The sequence below is a fragment of the Streptomyces sp. NPDC025833 genome, assembly GCF_055558055.1.
In genome coordinates, this window is sequence record NZ_JBVHNF010000007.1 from 1 (window position 1) to 19271 (window position 19271).

Below are 19271 nucleotides of genomic sequence, written 5' to 3' on the forward strand. Positions count from 1 at the left end.
GGTACTGCAGGGGGGACCCTGTGGGAGAGTAGGACGCCGCCGAACAAATTTTGGGAAAACCCCCGCATCGAAACGATGCGGGGGTTTTCTGCGTTCGGGCTCACAGTCTCGGGACGGTCCGCCCCTCTCCACCAGCAGGACCCAGCCGGCCCGCGAGACCACCCGGCGGCCGTCCCCCTGGGCTCTGTAGGAACAGCCGGAAAGCGCACCTGAGTTGATGGGTCATCACTCAAAACCGAGAGGCTAGCTCAGGAAAACCTCAATCCCGTTGACCCTCGACTTGCTCGTGGGCAAAGATCAAGTCGACCAAGAAACGGGAAAGGATTTCTCTTGCGCATCACAAAGAAGACTGTGGCCACGGCAATTGCTCCGGTGGCGGCCGGCGTCATGCTGGCGGGCCTTGCCACCCCCGAGGCCGTCGCTGCCTCGAAGGACACGATCTGCTCCGCCTCGATCAACCCCACCTCGGACGCGCAGATCACGGCCCGCACGTACTACGTGAAGAAGACCAGCACCACCTGGCAGCACACCGATCGCTATTACTACCCGAAGAGCCACGGCTTCAAGAAGAACCGCTCCGACTTCCAGATCGTGTCCTACCTGCTGGACGGATCCTCACGCAAGGGTGTGGACCAGCGTAAGAAGGGCGAGGCGCGGTGGGACCTGATTGCCTTCTCCACCCAGTTCCCGGTGAGTAAGCGTCCCGTCACCAAGAAGGGCAAGACCCGCCTCGTCGCCGAGGGCTGGTACAACATGAACGGAATCAACGGCTGGCCCGTCAACTGCAAGTCGAAGTCCTTCGCCTTCTGACAGCCGCAGACAATCGCGCGTGAGCGGCTGCGGCCGCTCACGCGCGATCCTTCGACGGGGAAACCGCATGGCACCGAACAGGGACCTCCGCACGCTCGTCGCCGCGGCCGTGTCGGCGACGCTGCTCGCCGGCTGCTCGGCCACCGCCTCCGGGCACCGGGCCGATACGCCCGCGACCTCGAGCAGTGCCGTACTGGTGGACGGGGACGCCCACGGATACATCACCTTCGACACCGAACGCGAGGTCTTGCAGGGGTATACCCGAGACGGAAAGAAGGTGTGGCAGGAGAGCCGGTATTTCCCCACAGACGTCCACTGCGCCTCGGCATGTCCGGACGCTGTCCTGTCGGCCACCGCGGACATGAACAAGTCGGCACCCGAAAGCCACGTGATCTGGAAGCGCGGATCCGGCACCGCGACCCGGTCCTTCACGGACAAGACCATGATCGTCCATTGGGCCAGGAACAAGGAAAACTGGGTGGCCACCTCGGAATCCGCCGTCATTTGGTCGGACCAGGGGAAGGTTCACAAGAAGACCTTCGCCAAAGGCGTCGAGGATGCCATGGGCAGGGTATCGACGGACAACAGCGCACTGCTGGTGTCCGTCCAGGAGAAGAACGCGACCGACTGGAGCGCGTTCCGGTTTCCGCTGACCGGGCCGGACCTTTCTCCTTCGAAGGTGTTCACCGGACTTCCCGGAAGCGTCGGTTGCCTTTCCCCGGAACAAGGCACGATGTGGACGCTGGGCGACAAGGCGTCCGAGTTCAGCCTGACGACGGGCAAGGCGATCCGGAACACCCAACGGTTCGCCAGCGACTGCGCGAGTTCCGACACCTCGACCATGCTCGGAGCGTTCTCCGCGAACTCCGACACAGCGACCCAGGACATCTCCATCACGGCAGACGGCCGGTCCGCCGCCTTCGAGGAGACCACGGTCACGAGCGCCGGCGAGATCGGGATCTTCCGCAACTGCGGTGTTCTCCTCTCCGACGGCAGGCTGGCCCTTTTCTCCGCGGCCGGGGGGAGGACCGAGACCGAAGTCGCCGCGCACAGCGCGCTGACCCTGCCGGACGGGCAGGTTTACAGCATCGGCCCGTCCGGCAGGGTCGAGCGGCACACGATCACGGCCGACGGCCGGACCTGCGGCCTCGACTGACCCCGGTCCGTACGCGCGCGACCGCCGGACGGCCCGGCTCGTGACAGCGCGGCTAGGCTCACGAGCATGCGCTATGACCTGGTCATCTTCGACAACGACGGCGTCCTCGTGGACAGCGAACCCATATCGAACCGGCACCTGGCCGCCTATCTGACCGAGCTGGGGCACCCGACGTCGTACGAGGACTCCATCCGCGACTACATGGGCTCCGCGATGCACCGGGTCCACGAGCTGGTGCTGGAGCGGACCGGGCAGCGGTTGCCCGACGACTTCGACGACGTCTTCCACGCGCGCGTCTTCGCGGCGTTCGAACGGGAGTTGAAGCCGGTGGCCGGGGCGGCCGGCGTCCTGGAGGAGCTGGCCGCGGACGGGGTGCCGTACTGCGTCGCCTCCTCCGGGAGCCACGCCCGGATCAGGGTGGGCCACCGGGCGACCGGACTCGACCGCTGGTTCCCCCGGGAGCGCGTCTTCAGCTCCGAGGACGTCGGCCGGGGCAAGCCCGCGCCCGACCTCTTCCTGCACGCCGCCCGGGCCATGGGGGTGCCCCCCGAGCGGTGCGCGGTCGTCGAGGACTCCCCGCTGGGCGTCCAGGCGGCCCTGGCGGCCGGGATGGACGTGTACGGGTTCACCGCCATGACGCCGGCCGCACGGCTCGCCGGCGCCCGCCGGCTCTTCGCCGACATGGGCGAGCTGACCGACCTGCTGACATGACCCGGGGCGGCCGTCCCGGCTGACATTTGTCATGCGGACCTCCGGACGTTCGTTCCTACTGCCGGACCCCCCTCGGGCGCGAGGCTGAGGGCATGACGAAGAACACGGGGTCCCAGGTCCGCAAGCCCGGCGTGCTGGACAACTTCAAGCCGCTGCTCATCGACGTGGCGGTGCCGCTCGGCTCCTACTACGTCCTCAGGAACGGCGTCGGGACGAGCACCTTCGCGGCACTCGCCTGGAGCAGCGCGGTGCCCGCGGCCCGGACCGTGTGGAGCCTGGTCGCCGAGCGGCGCACCAACGGCCTGGCGGGTCTCATCCTCGCCGTGAACGTGGTCTCGCTCCTGCTGAGCTTCGTCTCCGGCGACCCGCGGCTGATGCTGGCCAAGGACAGCGTGGTCAGCAGCGCGGTCGCCATCGGCATCCTGGTCTCCGTCCGGCTCGGGAAGCCGATGATGACCGCCGGCATGAAGCCCTTCCTCGTCAAGGGCGACCCCGCCAGGGAGGCCGCGTGGCAGCGGCTGGCCTCCGGTGCGGCGGCCGGCTCCGCGGACTTCCGGCGCAAGGAGAACGCCTTCTCGATCGTCTGGGGCCTGGTGCTGCTCACCGAGTGCGTCGCGCGGTCCGTGGGCGCCTACACCGTCGCGGTGGACACCATGGTGTGGCTGGGCAGCGTCTTCATGATCGCCGCCATGGTGCTCGGCTTCCTGCTCAGCGGCGGACTCGCCGTGGAGCCGATGAAGCGGATGCTGAAGGCAGAGGCGGGGACCGGGGTGGAGGCAGGGACGGAGACCGGGGCGGACACCGGCCGCCCCGAGCGACCGGCGCTGGCCGTCGCCGCCTGACGGAGACTCACCCTCCACCAAAGATGAGAGAGATTCATCTTTGACTGGATCTACCCACAGGTAGCCCGGGGCCCTAATCTCGCCGCCATGACTGATGTGCTGCGGCGTGGCAGGGCCTCGCTGGCGTTCGGCTTCTTCGCCCAAGGCGTCACCTTCGCCCTGCTCGTGACGCGCATCCCGGCCATCCAGGACCGGTACGAGATCTCCGACGCGCTGCTCCCGGTCTTCCTGGCCGCCGTGCCGATCCTCGCCGGGGCCGGCAGCGTGACCACCGAGCAGCTGGTGAAGCGGGTCCGGCCCAGCCGGCTGCTGCGCTGGTCCCAGCCGGTCGTGCTGCTGGCGCTGCTCGGGGTCGGGGCCGGCGGACAGGGGCAGATGGCCGCCGTGGCGGTGGCGCTGGGCGTGTTCGGTCTGGCGGTGGGCGCGCTGGACGCGTCGATGAACATGCTCGGCGTCAGCCTCCAGCGCTCCTACGGGCGCAGCATCATGCTCAGCTTCCACGCCGCCTACAGCCTGGGCGGCATCCTGGGCGCGTCGCTGGCCTGGGCCGGGGCGCACTGGCACCTGGCCCTGTGGGTGTCGTACCTGCCGGTGGTGGCCGTACTGCTGCCGGGGACCCTGCTGGCCGGCCGGGGTTACGTCGACGGCGAGCCGGCGCCGGCGGCCCGGGGCGCGGCGCCGGGCGGGGGCGTGGTCTTCAAGCTGCTGCTGCCGCTGTGCCTGGTGATGACGTTCGCGTACATCGGTGACTCGACCGTCTCCAACTGGAGCGCGAAGTACCTGAAGGACGTGCTGGGCAGCTCGGAGCAGCTCGCGACCGTGCCGTACAACGTGTACATGGTGACCACGCTGGTGGGGCGGACCCTCGGGGACCTGGGCGTGCGCAGGTTCGGGGCGGCGACCGTCGTGCGGCTGGGGACGCTGGTGGCGGCCGTCGGGTTCGCGGTGGTGGCCGTGGCGCCCGGCGCCTGGACCGGGATGCTCGGGTTCACCCTGCTGGGCCTGGGGCTGTGCGTGCTGGTGCCGCAGACCTTCGCGGCGGCGGGCCGGCTCTTCCCCGGGGCCTCGGACGCGGCCGTCGCCCGGCTGAACATCTTCAACTACGTCGGCTTCCTCGTCGGTTCGCCGCTGGTGGGCGCCCTGGGGGACGCCTGGAGCTATCGGGGCGCCATGCTGGTGCCGATGGTGTTGGTGCTGGTGACACTGGGGTACGCCAGGTCGTTCGCGGCTGAACCGGACCGATACGGTGGCGGGCATGAGCGGCCGCGCACAGTTGATGTGGGACGAGGCAGTAACGGGCTATGACTTCGGTCCGAACCACCCGATGGACCCGGTCCGGCTGGAGCTGACCCGCCGGCTGGTCGGTGCCCTCGGGCTCGACCGGGAGCTGCGGGTCGTCGCGGCGAAACCGGCCGGGGAGTCGACGCTCCGGCTGGTCCACCGCGAGGACTACATCGACGCCGTGAAGGCCGCGTCCGCCGACCCGGCGTCGGCCGACGGGTCGTACGGGCTCGGCACCGCCGACGATCCGGCGTTCGCCGGGATGCACGAGGTGTCCGCGCTGATCGCCGGTCAGTCGGTGGGCGCGGCCGAGGCGGTGTGGCGGGGGGACGCCGAGCACGTCGTGAACTTCGCGGGCGGGCTGCACCACGCGATGCCGGGCGGGGCGTCGGGTTTCTGCATCTACAACGACGCGGCGCTCGCGATCGCGCGGCTGCTGGAGCTGGGGGCCGAGCGGGTCGCCTACGTGGACGTCGACGTGCACCACGGGGACGGGGTGCAGGCCGCGTTCTGGGAGGACCCGCGGGTGCTGACGATCTCGCTGCACGAGCACCCCGGCACGCTGTTCCCGCAGACCGGCTGGCCGCAGGAGACGGGGGCCGGCGCGGGCGAGGGCGCCGCGGTGAACGTCGCGCTGCCGGCCGGGACGGGGGACGCGGGCTGGGTGCGGGCGTTCCACGCCGTGGTGCCGGAGCTGCTCGCCGACTTCCGGCCGCAGGTGCTCGTCTCCCAGCACGGGGCCGACACGCACTTCGAGGACCCGCTCGCGCACCTGGCCGTCTCGCTGGACGCGCAGCGGGCGGTGCAGACGGCGTGCCACGAGCTGGCGCACACGCACGCGGACGGGAAGTGGATCGCCCTGGGCGGGGGCGGGTACGCGGTGGTGGACGTCGTACCCCGCTCGTGGACGCACCTGGTGGGGATCGCGGCGGGCAGGCCGGTGCCGCCGGAGACGATGATCCCCGAGGGGTGGCGGCAGGACGCGTACGCGCGGACCCGGCAGTTGGGGCCGCAGCGGATGACGGACGGCCGGTGGCCGGTGGAGTACGGGACGTGGGAGGCCGGTTACGACCCCGCGGACCGCGTCGACCAGGCGGTGCTCGCGACCCGGCGGGCCGTCTTCCCGCTGCGGGGGCTGCTGCCCTGAGGCCGCTCGGGGGCCACCGTACGGGCGGGTGATTGGGCCGGCCGTGCGCAATTGGCCGTTTCCGGTCCCCGAGGTCACCCTGATGGGCCACTATCGCATCCGTGTTGACTGCCGACCGTCTCCGCGCGCACCTGGTGGCCGTCCGGCTGGCCGGGGTGGTGGCCACGCCGCGCGAGGAGAGCCTGCGGAGCTACCGGCTCTTCGCCGCCCGGGACCCGCGCGCACTGATCGGGATCGATCCCGAAGGCGCCTGGGGTATGCGGGAGTTGCTGGGGCTGATGGCGGACCGGTGCGGGGTCTCGGCCGATCCCCGGCACACCTCGGGGCCGGACGTGATCGATCCGCAGCGGACGCTCGCCGCGCTGGACGCCTTCGCCGGGCGGATCGCGGAGGCGGCCCGGCGCGGTGCGCGCGTGCTGTTCGGCACCGGGCACCCGCGGCCGCTGCTGGGCTTCTACGCCGCTTTGGCCGAGGCGATGTCGGCGGCGGGATGTGAGGTCCTCACCCCGGCGCAGGGCCGTTGTGTCGACATATTGACCCGGTTCGGTCTACGCACCCACCGCCTCGACTACGTACGGGGGGTTGCCCTGGTGCGGGAACCGGCGAGCGGGCGCCCCGGTTGTGAGCCGGGTGCCCACAGCCACTCGCCGCTCCCGGTTCGGGTCGCGCTGGACGCGGCCGCGGAGGCCGGCGGACCCCTGCCCGACCTGGTCGTCGGCGACCACGGGTGGGTCTGCGGGGCTGGTCAGCTGGGGTTCGAGGCCATCGGGCTGGCCGACGCGGACGACCCCGCGCTGTTCGTGGGTCAGGCCGAGGGACGGGTGTCCGTCGTCGTTCCGGTTGATGACGCACTGCGGTCTAGTCACTACCGTCCGCTGATCCGCTACGTACTCAATCGCGCGTCTCTGTCACAGTAGGCCGCCGACGGGTGCACCTCTTCCCCACTCGCATCACCCGCCCCTAGTCTGGGGAGTGAGCACGCAACGACGAAGAGTCACCGGAAGGGGAAGCCGGTGGCCGTCGAGTGCGGAAGGTTCAGGTGTGTCATGGCTGCAGCTGGCGAGAGGCCTCTGAACGAGGTTCAGTTCCTTACCGTGGCGGAGGTCGCCTCGGTGATGCGAGTGTCGAAGATGACCGTGTACCGCCTGGTGCACAGCGGTCATCTGCCCGCGATCCGGGTGGGACGGTCGTTCCGCGTCCCGGAGCAAGCGGTACACGAGTACCTCCGCGACAGCTATGTGGGGGTGGAGACGGCCTGACGGCCACCCCCGGGTGATCCGGGGGTGCCCCCTCGATTACGACCTCGGCGCTCGGTTGGGTAGGCTAGCCCCTCGTAGGTCGTGTGGGCCCATGGCGCCCAAACAACCGAGACATGAGAAGTGAGCGAGGGTAGTCGTGGGCTCTGTTATCAAGAAGCGGCGCAAGCGGATGGCGAAGAAGAAGCACCGCAAGCTGCTCAAGCGCACGCGCGTTCAGCGCCGCAACAAGAAGTAACCCGCTCGGGGCCCCGCGTCAGCGGGCCCCGCAGCGAGCGGCGCCGCGAGAGCGCGGCCCTGTGGCCCCCCACCGTCAGCGGTGGGGGGCCACAGGCATGTCCGGCGTGTCCGACGGGGGGAATTCCCCGTGCCCGTGCACCGCGGGCCGTCACAGCGCGACGTCGAACGGCTAGGTTGGCCGCAGACGGGGAACGCGGGACACCGGTTACGCGGGAAGGGAAGGCGCTGGTCTTGGGGAAGATCGTGCTCGTCACCGGAGTGGCCCGGCAACTGGGCGGCCGGTTCGTGCGGCGGATCCAGCGGGACCCGGAGGTGGACCGCGTGATCGCGGTGGACGCCGTGCCACCGGCGCACCACCTGGGCGGAGCCGACTTCATCCAGGCCGACATCCGCCAGCCGGCGATCGCCCGGGTGCTCGCCGAGACGGGTGCGGACACGGTCGTCCACATGGACGTGACCGGCACGGCGCTGGGCGGCGGCAGCCGGGCCACGGTCAAGGAGACCAACGTCATCGGCACCATGCAACTGCTCGGCGCCTGCCAGAAGTCGCCGGCCGTGCGGCGCCTGGTGGTGAAGTCCAGTACCAACGTCTACGGGTCCGCGCCGCGCGACCCGGCGGTGTTCCCCGAGACCACCGCGGCCAAGTCGCTGCCCAGCGGCGGCTTCGCGAAGGACACGGTCGAGGTGGAGGGGTACGTGCGCGGGTTCGCGCGGCGGCGCCCGGACGTCGCCGTGTGCGTGCTGCGGTTCGCCAACATCCTCGGCCCGGCCGCGGACACCCCGCTCGCCTCGTACTTCGCGCTGCCCGTCCTGCCGACCGTGTTCGGCTACGACCCGCGGCTGCAGTTCGTGCACGAGGACGACGTCATCGAGGTGTTGCGCATCGCCTCGCACGAACCGCGCCGGTCCACCCTGAACAGCGGCACGTTCAACATCGCCGGGGACGGTGTCCTGCTGCTCTCGCAGTGCGCCCGTCGGCTCGGCAGGCCCACCGTGCCGCTGCCGCTGCCCGCGGTCACCTGGGCCGGTTCCCTGGTCCGCACGCTCGGCGTGACGGACTTCTCGCCGGAGCAGATCCGGCTGCTGACCCACGGACGCGTGGTGGACACGGTGCAGATGCGCGAGACGCTGGGCTTCACGCCCCGCTACACGACGGCCGGTGCCTTCGCGGACTTCGCGCGCGGCCAGGGCCCCGGGCCGCTGCCGCCGGAGACCCTCGCGGGGGCCGTCGACCGGATCACCGCGCTGGCCGCGAGGGCGGGCGGCCGGTCCCAGACGCACAGCGCCAAGTGAGGAGAGCGGCAAGGATGGCGGACGCCGAGGTCATTCCGTTCGACGACGACCGGTCCCGCGGGAGCGCCGCACAGCGCCCGGTGCGGCGCCGCGGCGGGAGCGGCCGGCGCGGCGCGCTCGGGGAGCCGGGCGAGGCCGGCGCGGTCCAGCCGCTGCCGGGCCGGGAGCGGACGCGGGAGGACGAGCCCGCGGACCGCACGCAGGAGCCGCCGGAACCGCCGGGCACCGACGAACGGGGAGACGGCGGTCTGGAGCGGCGGGTGGCGGCCGGGCTGGCCTTCCTGCGGCGCCGGCTGACCGGGGACTACCAGGTCGACGACTTCGGGTACGACGAGGAACTGACCGACCAGGTCCTGATGTCGCTGCTGCGGCCGCTGTACGAGAAGTACTTCCGGGTCGAGGTGAAGGGCATCGGGAACATCCCGGCCGAGGGCGGGGCGCTGATCGTCGCCAACCACTCCGGGACGCTGCCGCTGGACGGCCTGATGATGCAGGTGGCGGTGCACGACCACCACCCGGCCGACCGTCACCTCCGGCTGCTCGCGGCCGACCTGGTCTTCGTGCTGCCGGTGGTCAACGAGCTGGCCCGCAAGCTGGGGCACACGCTGGCCTGCGCGGAGGACGCGGAACGGCTGCTGGGCCAGGGCGAGCTGGTCGGGGTGATGCCGGAGGGCTTCAAGGGCATCGGGAAGCCCTTCGGCGAGCGCTACAAGCTCCAGCGGTTCGGCCGGGGCGGGTTCGTCTCGACGGCCCTGCGGCAGGGGGTGCCGATCATCCCGTGCTCGATCGTCGGGGCCGAGGAGATCTACCCGATGCTCGGCAACGCCAAGACGCTGGCCCGGCTGCTGGGTTTCCCGTACTTCCCGCTGACGCCGACCTTCCCCTGGCTGGGACCGCTGGGCGCGGTGCCGCTGCCCACCAAGTGGACCATCCAGTTCGGGGAGCCGATCCCGACGGACGGTTATCCGCCGGAGGCGGCGGAGGACCCGATGCTGATGTTCAACCTGACCGACCAGGTCCGCGAGCAGATCCAGCACACCCTCTACAAGCTGCTGGTGCAGCGGAGGTCGGTGTTCTTCTGACCCGGGGTACGGCGTCCGGGGTACGGCGGTGCGGGCGCCCCGCTCGGGAAGGGGGCGCCCCCACCGCCGTCGTCGTACCCGGTCAGCCCGCGTCCTCGCCGTCGATGCCCAGGCCGGGCAGCAGGTCGGGCAGCAGCGGCGGGATGGTGACGTCCGGCTGGCCCGTCGGGGGTTTGCCGACGGACGGGGAGCCGGTCTCGGTCCCGGTCTTCGGCGGTTCGAGCAGGCCGCCCGTGTCGCCGCCGAGCAGGCCGTCGCCGGCGGTTCCGGTGGCCGGGCCGCTCGGGGTGCCGGCGCCGGTGTGCCGGCCGGTGGACGGGGGGTGGCCGGTGGAGCTGGGCGCGGTCGACCGGTGGCTGCCGGAGGCCCCGCTCGACGGGGTGCCGGTGCCGCCGGGCCGCCGGCCGCCGGCGGACGGGGCCGGGGGCGGTGGGAGCAGGGACTGGAGCGGGGCGACCTCTTGGTCTATGGCGTCGAAGACCGAGGACACCTGCTGCTTCATGTCGCCCAGCTGGACGGGGAGTTTGTCGCTGACCGCGCTCCAGACCTCGCGGTGCGACCGGGAGAAGGCGGACAGCGCCTGGATGGGGCCGAGGGAGTCCGGGTCGGCCTGGTAGGCCGCGTGCAGCAGGCGGTGGCCCTCGGAGACGTCGTGCCGCATCCCGGACAGGGTGCGGCGGATCTCGCCGATGGACTCGTGGTCCAGGTGGCCGCCCGGGCCGCGGTCCAGCAGCCGGCGGGCCTCGCTGAGCCGGGTGGAGGCCTGGTCGAGGTAGGTCTGGCCGCGCTGGTCGTCGCCGTCGGTCAGGTAGTTGAGCTTGAAGTCCTCGATGCCGCGCTTCAGCCCGTACAACGAGTCGCCGGGAAGGGCGTCGGAGCTGGCGGCGGCGACCCCGCCGAAGGCCCCGGCCGCCACGCCCACGCTGAGACCGCCGGCCGCGAGGCCCTTGGTCAGCCTGGTCCGTGGCCGCAGCCTGCCCAGCGGGCTCGCCCGGTGCGCGCCCTTGGAGCGGTACGCACGCTGTTCCGGTACCGACGCGTCCGCCGCCCCCGTGTCCTCCTGGAGCATGGCTTCCATCGCGGCCACCAGCCGGGCCCGCTGGACGACCTTGACCTCCGGGTCGAGCTGCGGCCTGGGCAGCGCGCCCAGACCCGTCGCCAGGGCCAGCAGCTCGCCGTGCCCGGTCCGGTCCTCGGCGGCCGGCGGTGATCCCGCCGGTGCTGCGGACCGCTCGGCCGCCGGGGCCCGGTCGGACTGCTCCTCCAGGGCCTGGGCGAAGGCGTTCGCCCGCCGGTGCGCCGATACGTTCGCGATCACTGGCGGCACCTCCTCTCGTCATGACGGTCGGCTCCCCAGGGGGTCCTGAGGGTGGCACGCCCACGGCCGTCCACTCGATCGGGCGATCGAGAGTCGGCCAGGACGTGACCACAGGGAGCCTGTATCCCGCACAACGACTGGCGCGGCACTTGGGTTACGCGCGGCGGACGACCGGATCGGAAAGTCAACCGGCTCTCACGGAACGTCAGTTGACGGTCGCCCACCGTGGCCGCCGCGGGCCCGCGGTCAGCGGGCGTCGTCGGGCAGCAGCCGGGCGAGGGTGCGCACGGCGCGGTACTGGAGGGTCTTGATGGCGCCCTCGTTCTTGCCCATCACCCGGGCGGTCTCGGCGACCGAGAGGCCCTGGAGGAAGCGGAGCGTCACGCACTCCTGCTGCTGCGGGTTGAGCCGCCGTACCGCGTCGAGCAGGGCCGCGTTCGACAGGGACTCCAGGACGGAGTCCTCCGGGGACCGCTCGACCTCGTTGGCGTCGAGCATCTCGCCGGTGGTCACCTCCAGCCGGAAGCGGCTCGACTTGAAGTGGTCGGCGACCAGGTTCCGGGCGATGGTGACCAGCCAGGCCCCGAAGTCGCGGCCCTGCCAGGTGAAGGTGCCGATCCTGCGGAGCGCGCGCAGGAAGGTCTCGCTGGTGAGGTCCTCGGCGGTGGCCCGGCCGCCCACGCGGTAGTAGATGTACCGGTAGACGGTGTCGCTGTACTGGTCGTAGAGGCGTCCGAAGGCCTCGGCCTCCCCCGCCTGGGCGCGTTCGACCAGGTCCATCATGCGGGCGCTGTCGCTGTCGGCGGCCGGACGGCGGGGGGACGCCGCGCCGGTGGCACGCCCTCGTCTGCCGACGGCGGCGCCCTCGGCCAGTGCGTAGCACGGGCCGGCGGGCGCGGCGGCGGCGAAGGCGGGGACGGCGTACGCGGCGGGGACGAGGCCGCGCAGCGTCTCCTTGACCGTCGCGACTGATGCGCGCAGCGTGGCCAGGCCCGAGGCGTCAACCCCGACGTGTGGGTACACGGGACTCCCAGAGGCAGAGCTTCCATCACGTACAGTGCGGGACCGTTCACCCGTCGTAGCGACGGAGGGGTACCGGTTTGCGTCTGAGGAGAATAACGCTTCGTACAGGCGCTGCTACACCGAGTTGTTCAAATCATCGAATGCGTCGTATCTGTAACCGTTTGCTGGCAGGTCAAGTTACGCAAGATGATCGCTCGTTGACCGAAAAAGGGCGTGTTTCGGTGAAGTGCGGTGCGTCTTGAAAAAGGTGATGTACACGGCCCCGTTCAAGCCGACCCCGGCGGCCCCGGCGGGCCGGGCGGGCCGGTCCGGTCAGCGCCGGCGCCGGCTCAGGGCGATCGCGGCCGCCGTGCCGCCCGCCACCGCGCCGACCCCGGCCGCCGCGGGAATGCCGACCTTCGCGGCCTTGCGGCCCGTGCGGTAGTCGCGCAGCCGCCAGTCCTGCTCCCGGGCGTGCCGGCGGAGCTTGGCGTCCGGGTTGATGGCGTAGGGGTGGCCGACCAGGGACAGCATCGGGATGTCGTTGTGGCTGTCGCTGTAGGCCGCGCAGCGGGGGAGGTCCAGCCGCTCGGCCGCGGCCAGCGCGCGGACCGCCTCCGCCTTGGCGGGCCCGTGCAGCGGCTCGCCGACCAGTTTGCCGGTGTAGACGCCGTCGACCGACTCGGCCACCGTGCCGAGGGCGCCGGTCAGGCCGAGGCGGCGGGCGATGACCTGGGCGATCTCGACGGGGGCCGCGGTGACCAGCCAGACCTTCTGGCCCGCGTCCAGGTGGGCCTGGGCCAGGGCGCGGGTGCCGGGCCAGATGCGGCCGGCCATGTACTCGTCGTAGATCTCCTCGCCGATGGACTCCAGCTCGGCGACCCGGTGGCCCTTGACGATCGACAGGGCCGAGTCGCGGGCGTCCTGCATGTGCTCGGGGTCCTCGACGCCGGCCAGCCGGAACCACGCCTGCTGCCAGGCGAACCTGGCCAGGTCGCGGGTCTCGAAGAACTTCCGCTTGTACAGCCCCCGGCCGAAGTGGAACAGCGCGGCGCCCTGCATCACCGTGTTGTCGAGGTCGAAGAAGGCGGCGGCGCGGTCGTCGCCCATCACGGGGAACTGGGGTTCGTCCGGCGTCGCGGGCGGGATCTCCCGCGAGGACTTGCGGGCGGCCTCCGCCGAGGCCTCGCCTGCCAACACGCTCCGCGCCGTGGCGGAGCGCCTACGGCTAGTGAGCCATCCGAGAGCGGCCATGACGCGAGCATAGCCAGTCTGTTCGGTGGTTCCGGGGCGGAGAGGTCGGCACGGTGTGAACACCGGTCGACAGGCGTGGTGGGGAAGCGATCCGGAACGGCCGCGGAGCGCGCGAGAATGGTCCGTATGAGTCCGCTCTTCCGACGCAGGGCCGAGCCGCGCGCCCGGCTGGTCACGCTCGTCCGCAAGCCCGGCTGCCACCTGTGCGACGACGCGCAGCGGGTGGTGGAGAAGGTGTGCGCCGACCTCGGCGTGCCGTGGGAGCCGAAGGACATCACCGAGGACCGGGAGCTCCACGACCGCTACTGGGAGCAGATCCCGGTCGTCCTAATCGACGGCGAGCAGCACACCTTCTGGCGCGTGAACGAGGAGCGGCTGCGCCGGGCACTGACCGAGTAGTCCAAACCGACCGGAAAGTCGCTTAGGATCGATGGTAGTTCGGTCTCGGGGGCGGGATTTATGAGGAGAGTGTGCAGTTTTGCCCCCAGTAACGAAGGAGTCCCGGTGCGTGTGCGCCGGTTCCCGCCAGGGGCGCGAAATCGGCGTGACGCCGGTCACTTCTGCCGGGCAAATCGGACACCATCTTTGTGCACGCGTTCACAAAGACATAGCCTGCTTCCGACGGGGCGGTCTGGGGACGTATGACCGCCTACAGCCCCGCTCTACCCGCAGGAGCACCGTGGCAACTGGCCGAACACACCGACCGGCGACCCGCAGCCGAGGGATTCCCGAGGCCACCGTCGCCCGGCTTCCGCTGTACCTCCGAGCCCTGACCGCTCTGTCGGAGCGCTCGGTGCCCACGGTCTCCTCCGAGGAGCTGGCCGCGGCGGCGGGGGTCAACTCCGCCAAGCTGCGCAAGGACTTCTCGTACCTGGGTTCGTACGGGACGCGCGGTGTCGGCTACGACGTGGAGTACCTCGTCTACCAGATCTCCCGCGAGCTCGGCCTGACCCAGGACTGGCCGGTCGTGATCGTCGGCATCGGCAATCTCGGCGCCGCCCTGGCCAACTACGGCGGCTTCGCCTCCCGCGGCTTCCGCGTCGCCGCGCTCATCGACGCCGACCCGGCGATGGCCGGCAAGCCGGTCGCGGGCATCCCGGTGCAGCACACCGACGAGCTCGAGAAGATCATCAAGGACAACGGCGTCTCCATCGGCGTCATCGCCACCCCGGCGGGCGCCGCCCAGCAGGTCTGCGACCGGCTCGTGGCCGCCGGTGTCACCTCGATCCTGAACTTCGCGCCGACCGTGCTGTCCGTCCCGGACGGCGTCGACGTGCGCAAGGTCGACCTCTCCATCGAGCTCCAGATCCTCGCCTTCCACGAGCAGCGCAAGGCCGGCGAGGAGACCGCCGCGGGCGACGGCGCCGTGCCCGCCGCCACCGCCCGTGACACGTCCGCCGACCAGGGACCCGACGGGGACGTCCCCGCGGTGATGCCGGCATGAGCCTCCTCGTCGTCGGACTCAGCCACCGCAGCGCCCCGGTCAGCGTCCTGGAGCGGGCCGCGCTGAGCGTGGACGCCCAGACCAAGCTGCTCCAGGACACGGTCGCCGCCGAGCCCGCCACCGAGGCCGCGGTGCTCGCCACCTGCAACCGCATCGAGCTGTACGCCGACGTGGACAAGTTCCACGCCGGTGTCGCCGAGCTGTCCACGCTGCTCGCCCAGCACAGCGGGGTCGGCCTGGAAGAGCTGACCCCCTACCTCTACGTGCACTACGAGGACCGGGCCGTCCACCACCTGTTCTCGGTGGCCTGCGGACTGGACTCGATGGTCGTCGGCGAGGGCCAGATCCTCGGCCAGATCAAGGACTCCCTGGCCCGCGCCCAGGACCTGCACACCGCCGGCCGGCTGCTGAACGACCTGTTCCAGCAGGCGCTGCGGGTCGGCAAGCGCGCCCACTCCGAGACCGGCATCGACCGCGCCGGCCAGTCCCTGGTCACCTTCGGCCTGGAGCAGCTCGCCGCGGGCGGCGACGTGCGGGTCTGGGCCGCAGGGCGGACGGCGCTGGTCATCGGCGCCGGTTCGATGTCGTCCCTGGCCGCCGCCACGCTGGCGCGCGCCGGTGTCACCGAGATCGTCGTGGCCAACCGCACCTTCGAGCGCGCCGCCCGGCTCGCGGAGATCCTCGGCGAGGGCGACGACACGGGCACGGTGACCGCCCGCGCGGTGCCGATGGCCGCCGTCGCCGACGAACTGACACGTGCCGACGTCGTCGTCTCCTGTACCGGGGCGACGGGTCTGGTGCTCACGGCGGAGGTGGTCGCGCAGGCGGTCGAGGGCCGTACCGGCGCCCCCGCCGCCCGGATCGCCGGCGCGCCCCGTACGCCCGCGCAGGCCAAGACGCCGGCGCCGCCCGCGGGCGCCGACGAGAACTGTCCGCTGGACCTGGCCGCCGCGCAGCCCGGCTTCTCCGTCATGGGCGAGGCCGCCGTGGCCGGCATGGACGCCGCCACCCTGGAGCAGCACGCGGCCTGGGCCGCCGGCGGCACCGTCGACCGCCGGGAGCGCCGTACCCCCGAGGCGGACGCCGGGCTGATCACCGCGCTCGCCGCGACCGCCGCGACCGTGGGGCGCATCCCCGAGCGGCGTAGGCCGGAGCCGGTGGCCGAGCGTCCGGCGCCCTTCCTCTTCCTCCTCGACCTGGCCATGCCCCGCGACATCGACGCGGCCGTGCACCGGCTGGCCGGGGTCCGCCTGGTGGACATCGAGTCGCTGGCGGAGGCCTCGGCCGACGCACCGATGGCGGCCGACGTGGACCAGGTCCGGCGTATCGTCTCCGACGAGGTCGCGGCCTTCGGCGCGGCACAGCGGGCGGCGCACATCACGCCGACCGTGGTCGCGCTGCGCACCATGGCCGCCGACGTCGTCGCCGGTGAGATCGCGCGGCTCGACGGCCGCCTGCCCGGCCTGGACGAACGCCAGCGCGGCGAGATCCGGCAGGCCGTGCACCGGGTCGTCGACAAGCTGCTGCACGCACCGACCGTACGGGTCAAGCAGCTCGCGGCCGAGCCCGGCGGCGCCGGGTACGCGGACGCGCTGCGCACCCTCTTCGACCTCGACCCCGAGACGGTCGCCGCCGTCTCCCGGGCCGTGGACGGCACAGAAACGAAGGACCGACCGGCATGACTGACAAGGCACTGAGGCTGGGCACCAGGCGGAGCAAGCTCGCCATGGCCCAGTCCGGGCAGGTGGCGGACGCCGTCCGCCGGGTGACCGGACGGCCGGTCGAACTGGTCGAGATCACCACGTACGGCGACACCACCCGCGAGCACCTGGCGCGGATAGGCGGCACCGGCGTGTTCGTCACGGCGCTGCGCGACGCGCTGGTGCGGGGCGAGGTCGACTTCGCGGTTCATTCGCTCAAGGACCTCCCGACCACGCAGCCCGAGGAGCTGGCCCTGGCCGCCGTACCGGTGCGCGAGGACCCGCGGGACGTGCTCGTCGCCCGGGACGCCCTGAAGTTCACCGACCTGCCGCGCGGAGCGCGCGTCGGCACCGGTTCGCCGCGCCGCATGGCGCAGCTCAACGCGTACGCCCGCGCCCACGGCCTGGACCTGGAGACGGTCCCGATCCGCGGCAACGTCGACACCCGGATCCGGTACGTCCGGGACGGTGAGCTCGACGCCGTCGTGCTGGCCGCCGCCGGACTGAACCGGCTCGGCCGGAGCGACGAGGTGACCGACTTCCTGTCGGTCGACACGGTTCTGCCCGCCCCCGGCCAGGGGGCCCTGGCGATCGAGTGCAGGGCGGGGAACACCGCCCACGACACTGACCTGATCGCGGCGCTCGGCGAGCTCGACGACCCGTTCACGCGGGCCGCCGTGACCGCCGAACGGTCACTGCTCGCCGCCCTGGAGGCCGGTTGCAGCGCACCTGTGGGTGCGCTGGCCGACCTTCCCCCACTCTCGGCTCCGCTCGAGCGGGGGGACCCCCACGCCGGCGAACAGTTTGTCAAGGAAATGCGCCTGCGCGGCATCGTCGGCACGACCGACGGTTCGCGCACGGTGCAGTTGTCCACCACCGGTCCCGTGCCCCAGACGCACGACCAGGCGATGGCACTCGGTCGCGAACTCGCCACCGAGATGCTCGCCCAGGGCGCGGCCGGTCTTATGGGGGAGCGAGCACATTGAGCCCCACCACCCTTCCTGCCGCCGGTCCGGAGCACGGGCACGTCACCTTCCTCGGTGCCGGACCCGGGGATCCGGGACTGCTGACTCTGCGCGCCGTGGAGGCGCTGTCGAACGCGGACGTCCTGGTCGCCGAGCACGAGGTGCTCGACGTCATCCGGACGCACGCCCGACAGGGGGTCTCCGTCGTCCAGACGGACGCCGATCCCTCCTCGGTCTCGCCGCCGGGCACGGGCACGCCCCAGCTCACGGTCGTTGACGGTACGTCAACACCCGTCGCCGTGCCGCCCGCTGCCCGGGATGCCGCTCATCTTGTCATGGAGGCCGCGCGGGGCGGCAGGCGGGTCGTCCGTGCGGTGACCGGGGACCCCGGGCTCGACACGTACGCGGCCGAGGAGATGCTCGCATGCGCCGCCGCCGGGGTGCCCTTCGAGGTCGTCCCCGGTGTGGCGGCCGCGGTCGGCGTGCCCGCGTACGCCGGCGTGCCGCTGCGGGACGCCGAGGGCGCGGACGTCCGGTTCGTGGACGCCCGTACCGCCTCCGAGCGCTGCTGGGCGGAGGTGGGCGCCTCGGACGGCACGGTGGTCGTGTCGACGACCCTGGACTCCGTCTCCGCGGCGGCGGGCGAGCTGGTCTCGGCGGGCCGCAAGCCCGACACCCCCCTGTCGGTCACCGTCGGCGGTACGACGACCCGCCAGCGCACCTGGACGGCGACGCTCGGCACGATCGCGCAGACGCTGAAGCAGGCGAAGGTCCTGCCGTCCCCGGACGGCGGCCGGCCGGTGATAGCCGTGGTCGGCGAGCGATCCTCCGCCGCCCGGCGCGACCAGCTGTCGTGGTTCGAGTCCAAGCCGCTGTTCGGCTGGAAGGTGCTCGTGCCGCGTACGAAGGAGCAGGCGGCGTCGCTCTCCGACCAGCTCCGGTCCTACGGCGCCGTGCCGCACGAGGTCCCGACGATCGCGGTGGAGCCCCCGCGCACCCCGCAGCAGATGGAGCGGGCGGTCAAGGGCCTGGTCACCGGCCGCTACGAGTGGATCGCCTTCACGTCGGTCAACGCGGTGAAGGCCGTCCGGGAGAAGTTCGAGGAGTACGGCCTCGACGCCCGCGCGTTCGCCGGCATCAAGGTGGCCGCGGTGGGCGAGCAGACGGCCAGGGCGCTGATCGCCTTCGGCGTGAAGCCGGACCTGGTGCCGAGCGGCGAGCAGTCGGCGGCGGGCCTCCTGGAGGACTGGCCGCCGTACGACCCGGTCTTCGACCCGATCGACCGCGTGTTCCTCCCGCGGGCCGACATCGCCACCGAGACCTTGGTGGCCGGCCTGATCGAGCTGGGCTGGGAGGTCGACGACGTGACCGCCTACCGGACGGTCCGCGCCTCGCCGCCCCCGGCCGAGACCCGGGAGGCGATCAAGGGCGGCGGCTTCGACGCGGTGCTCTTCACGTCCTCGTCGACGGTCCGCAACCTGGTCGGCATCGCGGGCAAGCCGCACAACGTGACGGTGATCGCCTGCATCGGCCCGGCGACGGCCAAGACCGCCGAGGAGCACGGGCTGCGGGTGGACGTGATGGCCCCGGAGCCGTCGGTCCACAAGCTGGCGGAGGCGCTGGCCGACTTCGGCATGAAGCGCCGCGCCGCCGCGGTCGAGGCCGGCGACCCGGTGACCCGGCCGAGCGAGCGCCGGCCGGGCGCGCGCAGACGCCGCTCGACGACCTGAGCGCAGCGAAGCGGGGTGCCCTTCCGGGGGCACCCCGCTT

At 72.0% G+C, this 19271-nt stretch carries 19 protein-coding genes; 16 read left to right on the plus strand and 3 right to left on the minus strand.

The window, feature by feature from the left end:
• Positions 1-351 precede the first annotated feature (351 nt).
• The 11 genes from ACZ4K2_RS13350 to ACZ4K2_RS13400 all read left to right on the plus strand — a co-directional run bounded on the left by ACZ4K2_RS13350 (position 352) and on the right by ACZ4K2_RS13400 (position 9818).
• Positions 352-810, plus strand: a complete 459-nt coding sequence (locus ACZ4K2_RS13350; protein ID WP_467476600.1) for a hypothetical protein — start codon at positions 352-354, stop codon at positions 808-810.
• Positions 811-877: 67 nt separating this feature from the next.
• Complete coding sequence (locus ACZ4K2_RS13355) at positions 878-1966, plus strand: hypothetical protein (RefSeq protein ID WP_467476602.1); 1089 nt, start codon at positions 878-880, stop codon at positions 1964-1966.
• Positions 1967-2032: 66 nt separating this feature from the next.
• Positions 2033-2677: an HAD family hydrolase gene (locus ACZ4K2_RS13360; RefSeq protein WP_467476604.1), complete on the plus strand. Its 645-nt coding sequence runs from the start codon at positions 2033-2035 to the stop codon at positions 2675-2677.
• Between the two features lie 92 nt (positions 2678-2769).
• Positions 2770-3519: a VC0807 family protein gene (locus ACZ4K2_RS13365; protein WP_467476606.1), complete on the plus strand. Its 750-nt coding sequence runs from the start codon at positions 2770-2772 to the stop codon at positions 3517-3519.
• 87 nt (positions 3520-3606) lie between these two features.
• Complete coding sequence (locus tag ACZ4K2_RS13370) at positions 3607-4824, plus strand: MFS transporter (RefSeq protein WP_467476608.1); 1218 nt, start codon at positions 3607-3609, stop codon at positions 4822-4824.
• Positions 4775-5947 carry an acetoin utilization protein AcuC gene (locus tag ACZ4K2_RS13375; RefSeq protein ID WP_467476610.1) on the plus strand — a complete coding sequence of 391 codons (1173 nt, stop codon included), beginning with the start codon at positions 4775-4777 and terminating at the stop codon, positions 5945-5947. The genes ACZ4K2_RS13370 and ACZ4K2_RS13375 overlap by 50 nt, the downstream gene beginning before the upstream one ends.
• 101 nt (positions 5948-6048) lie before the next feature.
• Positions 6049-6864 carry a phosphatase gene (locus tag ACZ4K2_RS13380; RefSeq protein WP_467476612.1) on the plus strand — a complete coding sequence of 272 codons (816 nt, stop codon included), beginning with the start codon at positions 6049-6051 and terminating at the stop codon, positions 6862-6864.
• 129 nt (positions 6865-6993) lie between these two features.
• A complete protein-coding gene (locus ACZ4K2_RS13385; protein ID WP_121791081.1) occupies positions 6994-7206 on the plus strand; it encodes a helix-turn-helix domain-containing protein in 213 nt (70 codons plus the stop codon).
• 136 nt (positions 7207-7342) lie between these two features.
• A complete protein-coding gene (locus ACZ4K2_RS13390; protein WP_003948845.1) occupies positions 7343-7441 on the plus strand; it encodes a 30S ribosomal protein bS22 in 99 nt (32 codons plus the stop codon).
• Positions 7442-7674: 233 nt separating this feature from the next.
• Entirely contained in the window at positions 7675-8736 is a 1062-nt protein-coding gene (locus tag ACZ4K2_RS13395; protein ID WP_467476614.1) for an NAD-dependent epimerase/dehydratase family protein, read from the plus strand.
• 14 nt (positions 8737-8750) lie between these two features.
• Positions 8751-9818: a lysophospholipid acyltransferase family protein gene (locus tag ACZ4K2_RS13400; protein WP_467476616.1), complete on the plus strand. Its 1068-nt coding sequence runs from the start codon at positions 8751-8753 to the stop codon at positions 9816-9818.
• Positions 9819-9900: 82 nt separating this feature from the next.
• Here the strand turns inward: ACZ4K2_RS13400 and ACZ4K2_RS13405 are convergent, their stop codons facing one another.
• The 3 genes from ACZ4K2_RS13405 to ACZ4K2_RS13415 form a co-directional block, all read right to left on the minus strand.
• Positions 9901-11136 (minus strand): DUF5667 domain-containing protein, encoded by a 1236-nt coding sequence (locus tag ACZ4K2_RS13405; protein ID WP_467476618.1) that lies wholly within the window; start codon positions 11134-11136, stop codon positions 9901-9903.
• A gap of 246 nt (positions 11137-11382) precedes the next feature.
• A complete protein-coding gene (locus tag ACZ4K2_RS13410) occupies positions 11383-12159 on the minus strand; it encodes an ECF subfamily RNA polymerase sigma factor, BldN family (protein ID WP_467476620.1) in 777 nt (258 codons plus the stop codon).
• Positions 12160-12471: 312 nt separating this feature from the next.
• Positions 12472-13392, minus strand: a complete 921-nt coding sequence (locus ACZ4K2_RS13415) for an HAD family hydrolase (RefSeq protein WP_467476622.1) — start codon at positions 13390-13392, stop codon at positions 12472-12474.
• A 126-nt stretch (positions 13393-13518) separates the two neighbouring features.
• On the opposite strand from ACZ4K2_RS13415, the gene ACZ4K2_RS13420 reads away from it, so the two are divergent.
• The 5 genes from ACZ4K2_RS13420 to ACZ4K2_RS13440 all read left to right on the plus strand — a co-directional run bounded on the left by ACZ4K2_RS13420 (position 13519) and on the right by ACZ4K2_RS13440 (position 19231).
• Entirely contained in the window at positions 13519-13791 is a 273-nt protein-coding gene (locus ACZ4K2_RS13420; RefSeq protein ID WP_467476624.1) for a glutaredoxin family protein, read from the plus strand.
• 280 nt (positions 13792-14071) lie between these two features.
• Positions 14072-14836, plus strand: a complete 765-nt coding sequence (locus ACZ4K2_RS13425; protein ID WP_467476627.1) for a redox-sensing transcriptional repressor Rex — start codon at positions 14072-14074, stop codon at positions 14834-14836.
• A complete protein-coding gene (locus ACZ4K2_RS13430) occupies positions 14833-16518 on the plus strand; it encodes a glutamyl-tRNA reductase (protein ID WP_467476629.1) in 1686 nt (561 codons plus the stop codon). Before ACZ4K2_RS13425 ends, ACZ4K2_RS13430 begins: the two co-directional genes overlap by 4 nt.
• Positions 16515-17522 (plus strand): hydroxymethylbilane synthase, encoded by a 1008-nt coding sequence (gene hemC / locus ACZ4K2_RS13435; protein ID WP_467476631.1) that lies wholly within the window; start codon positions 16515-16517, stop codon positions 17520-17522. Before ACZ4K2_RS13430 ends, hemC begins: the two co-directional genes overlap by 4 nt.
• A complete protein-coding gene (locus ACZ4K2_RS13440; RefSeq protein WP_467476633.1) occupies positions 17519-19231 on the plus strand; it encodes a bifunctional uroporphyrinogen-III C-methyltransferase/uroporphyrinogen-III synthase in 1713 nt (570 codons plus the stop codon). Before hemC ends, ACZ4K2_RS13440 begins: the two co-directional genes overlap by 4 nt.
• The last annotated feature ends 40 nt before the right edge of the window (positions 19232-19271 follow it).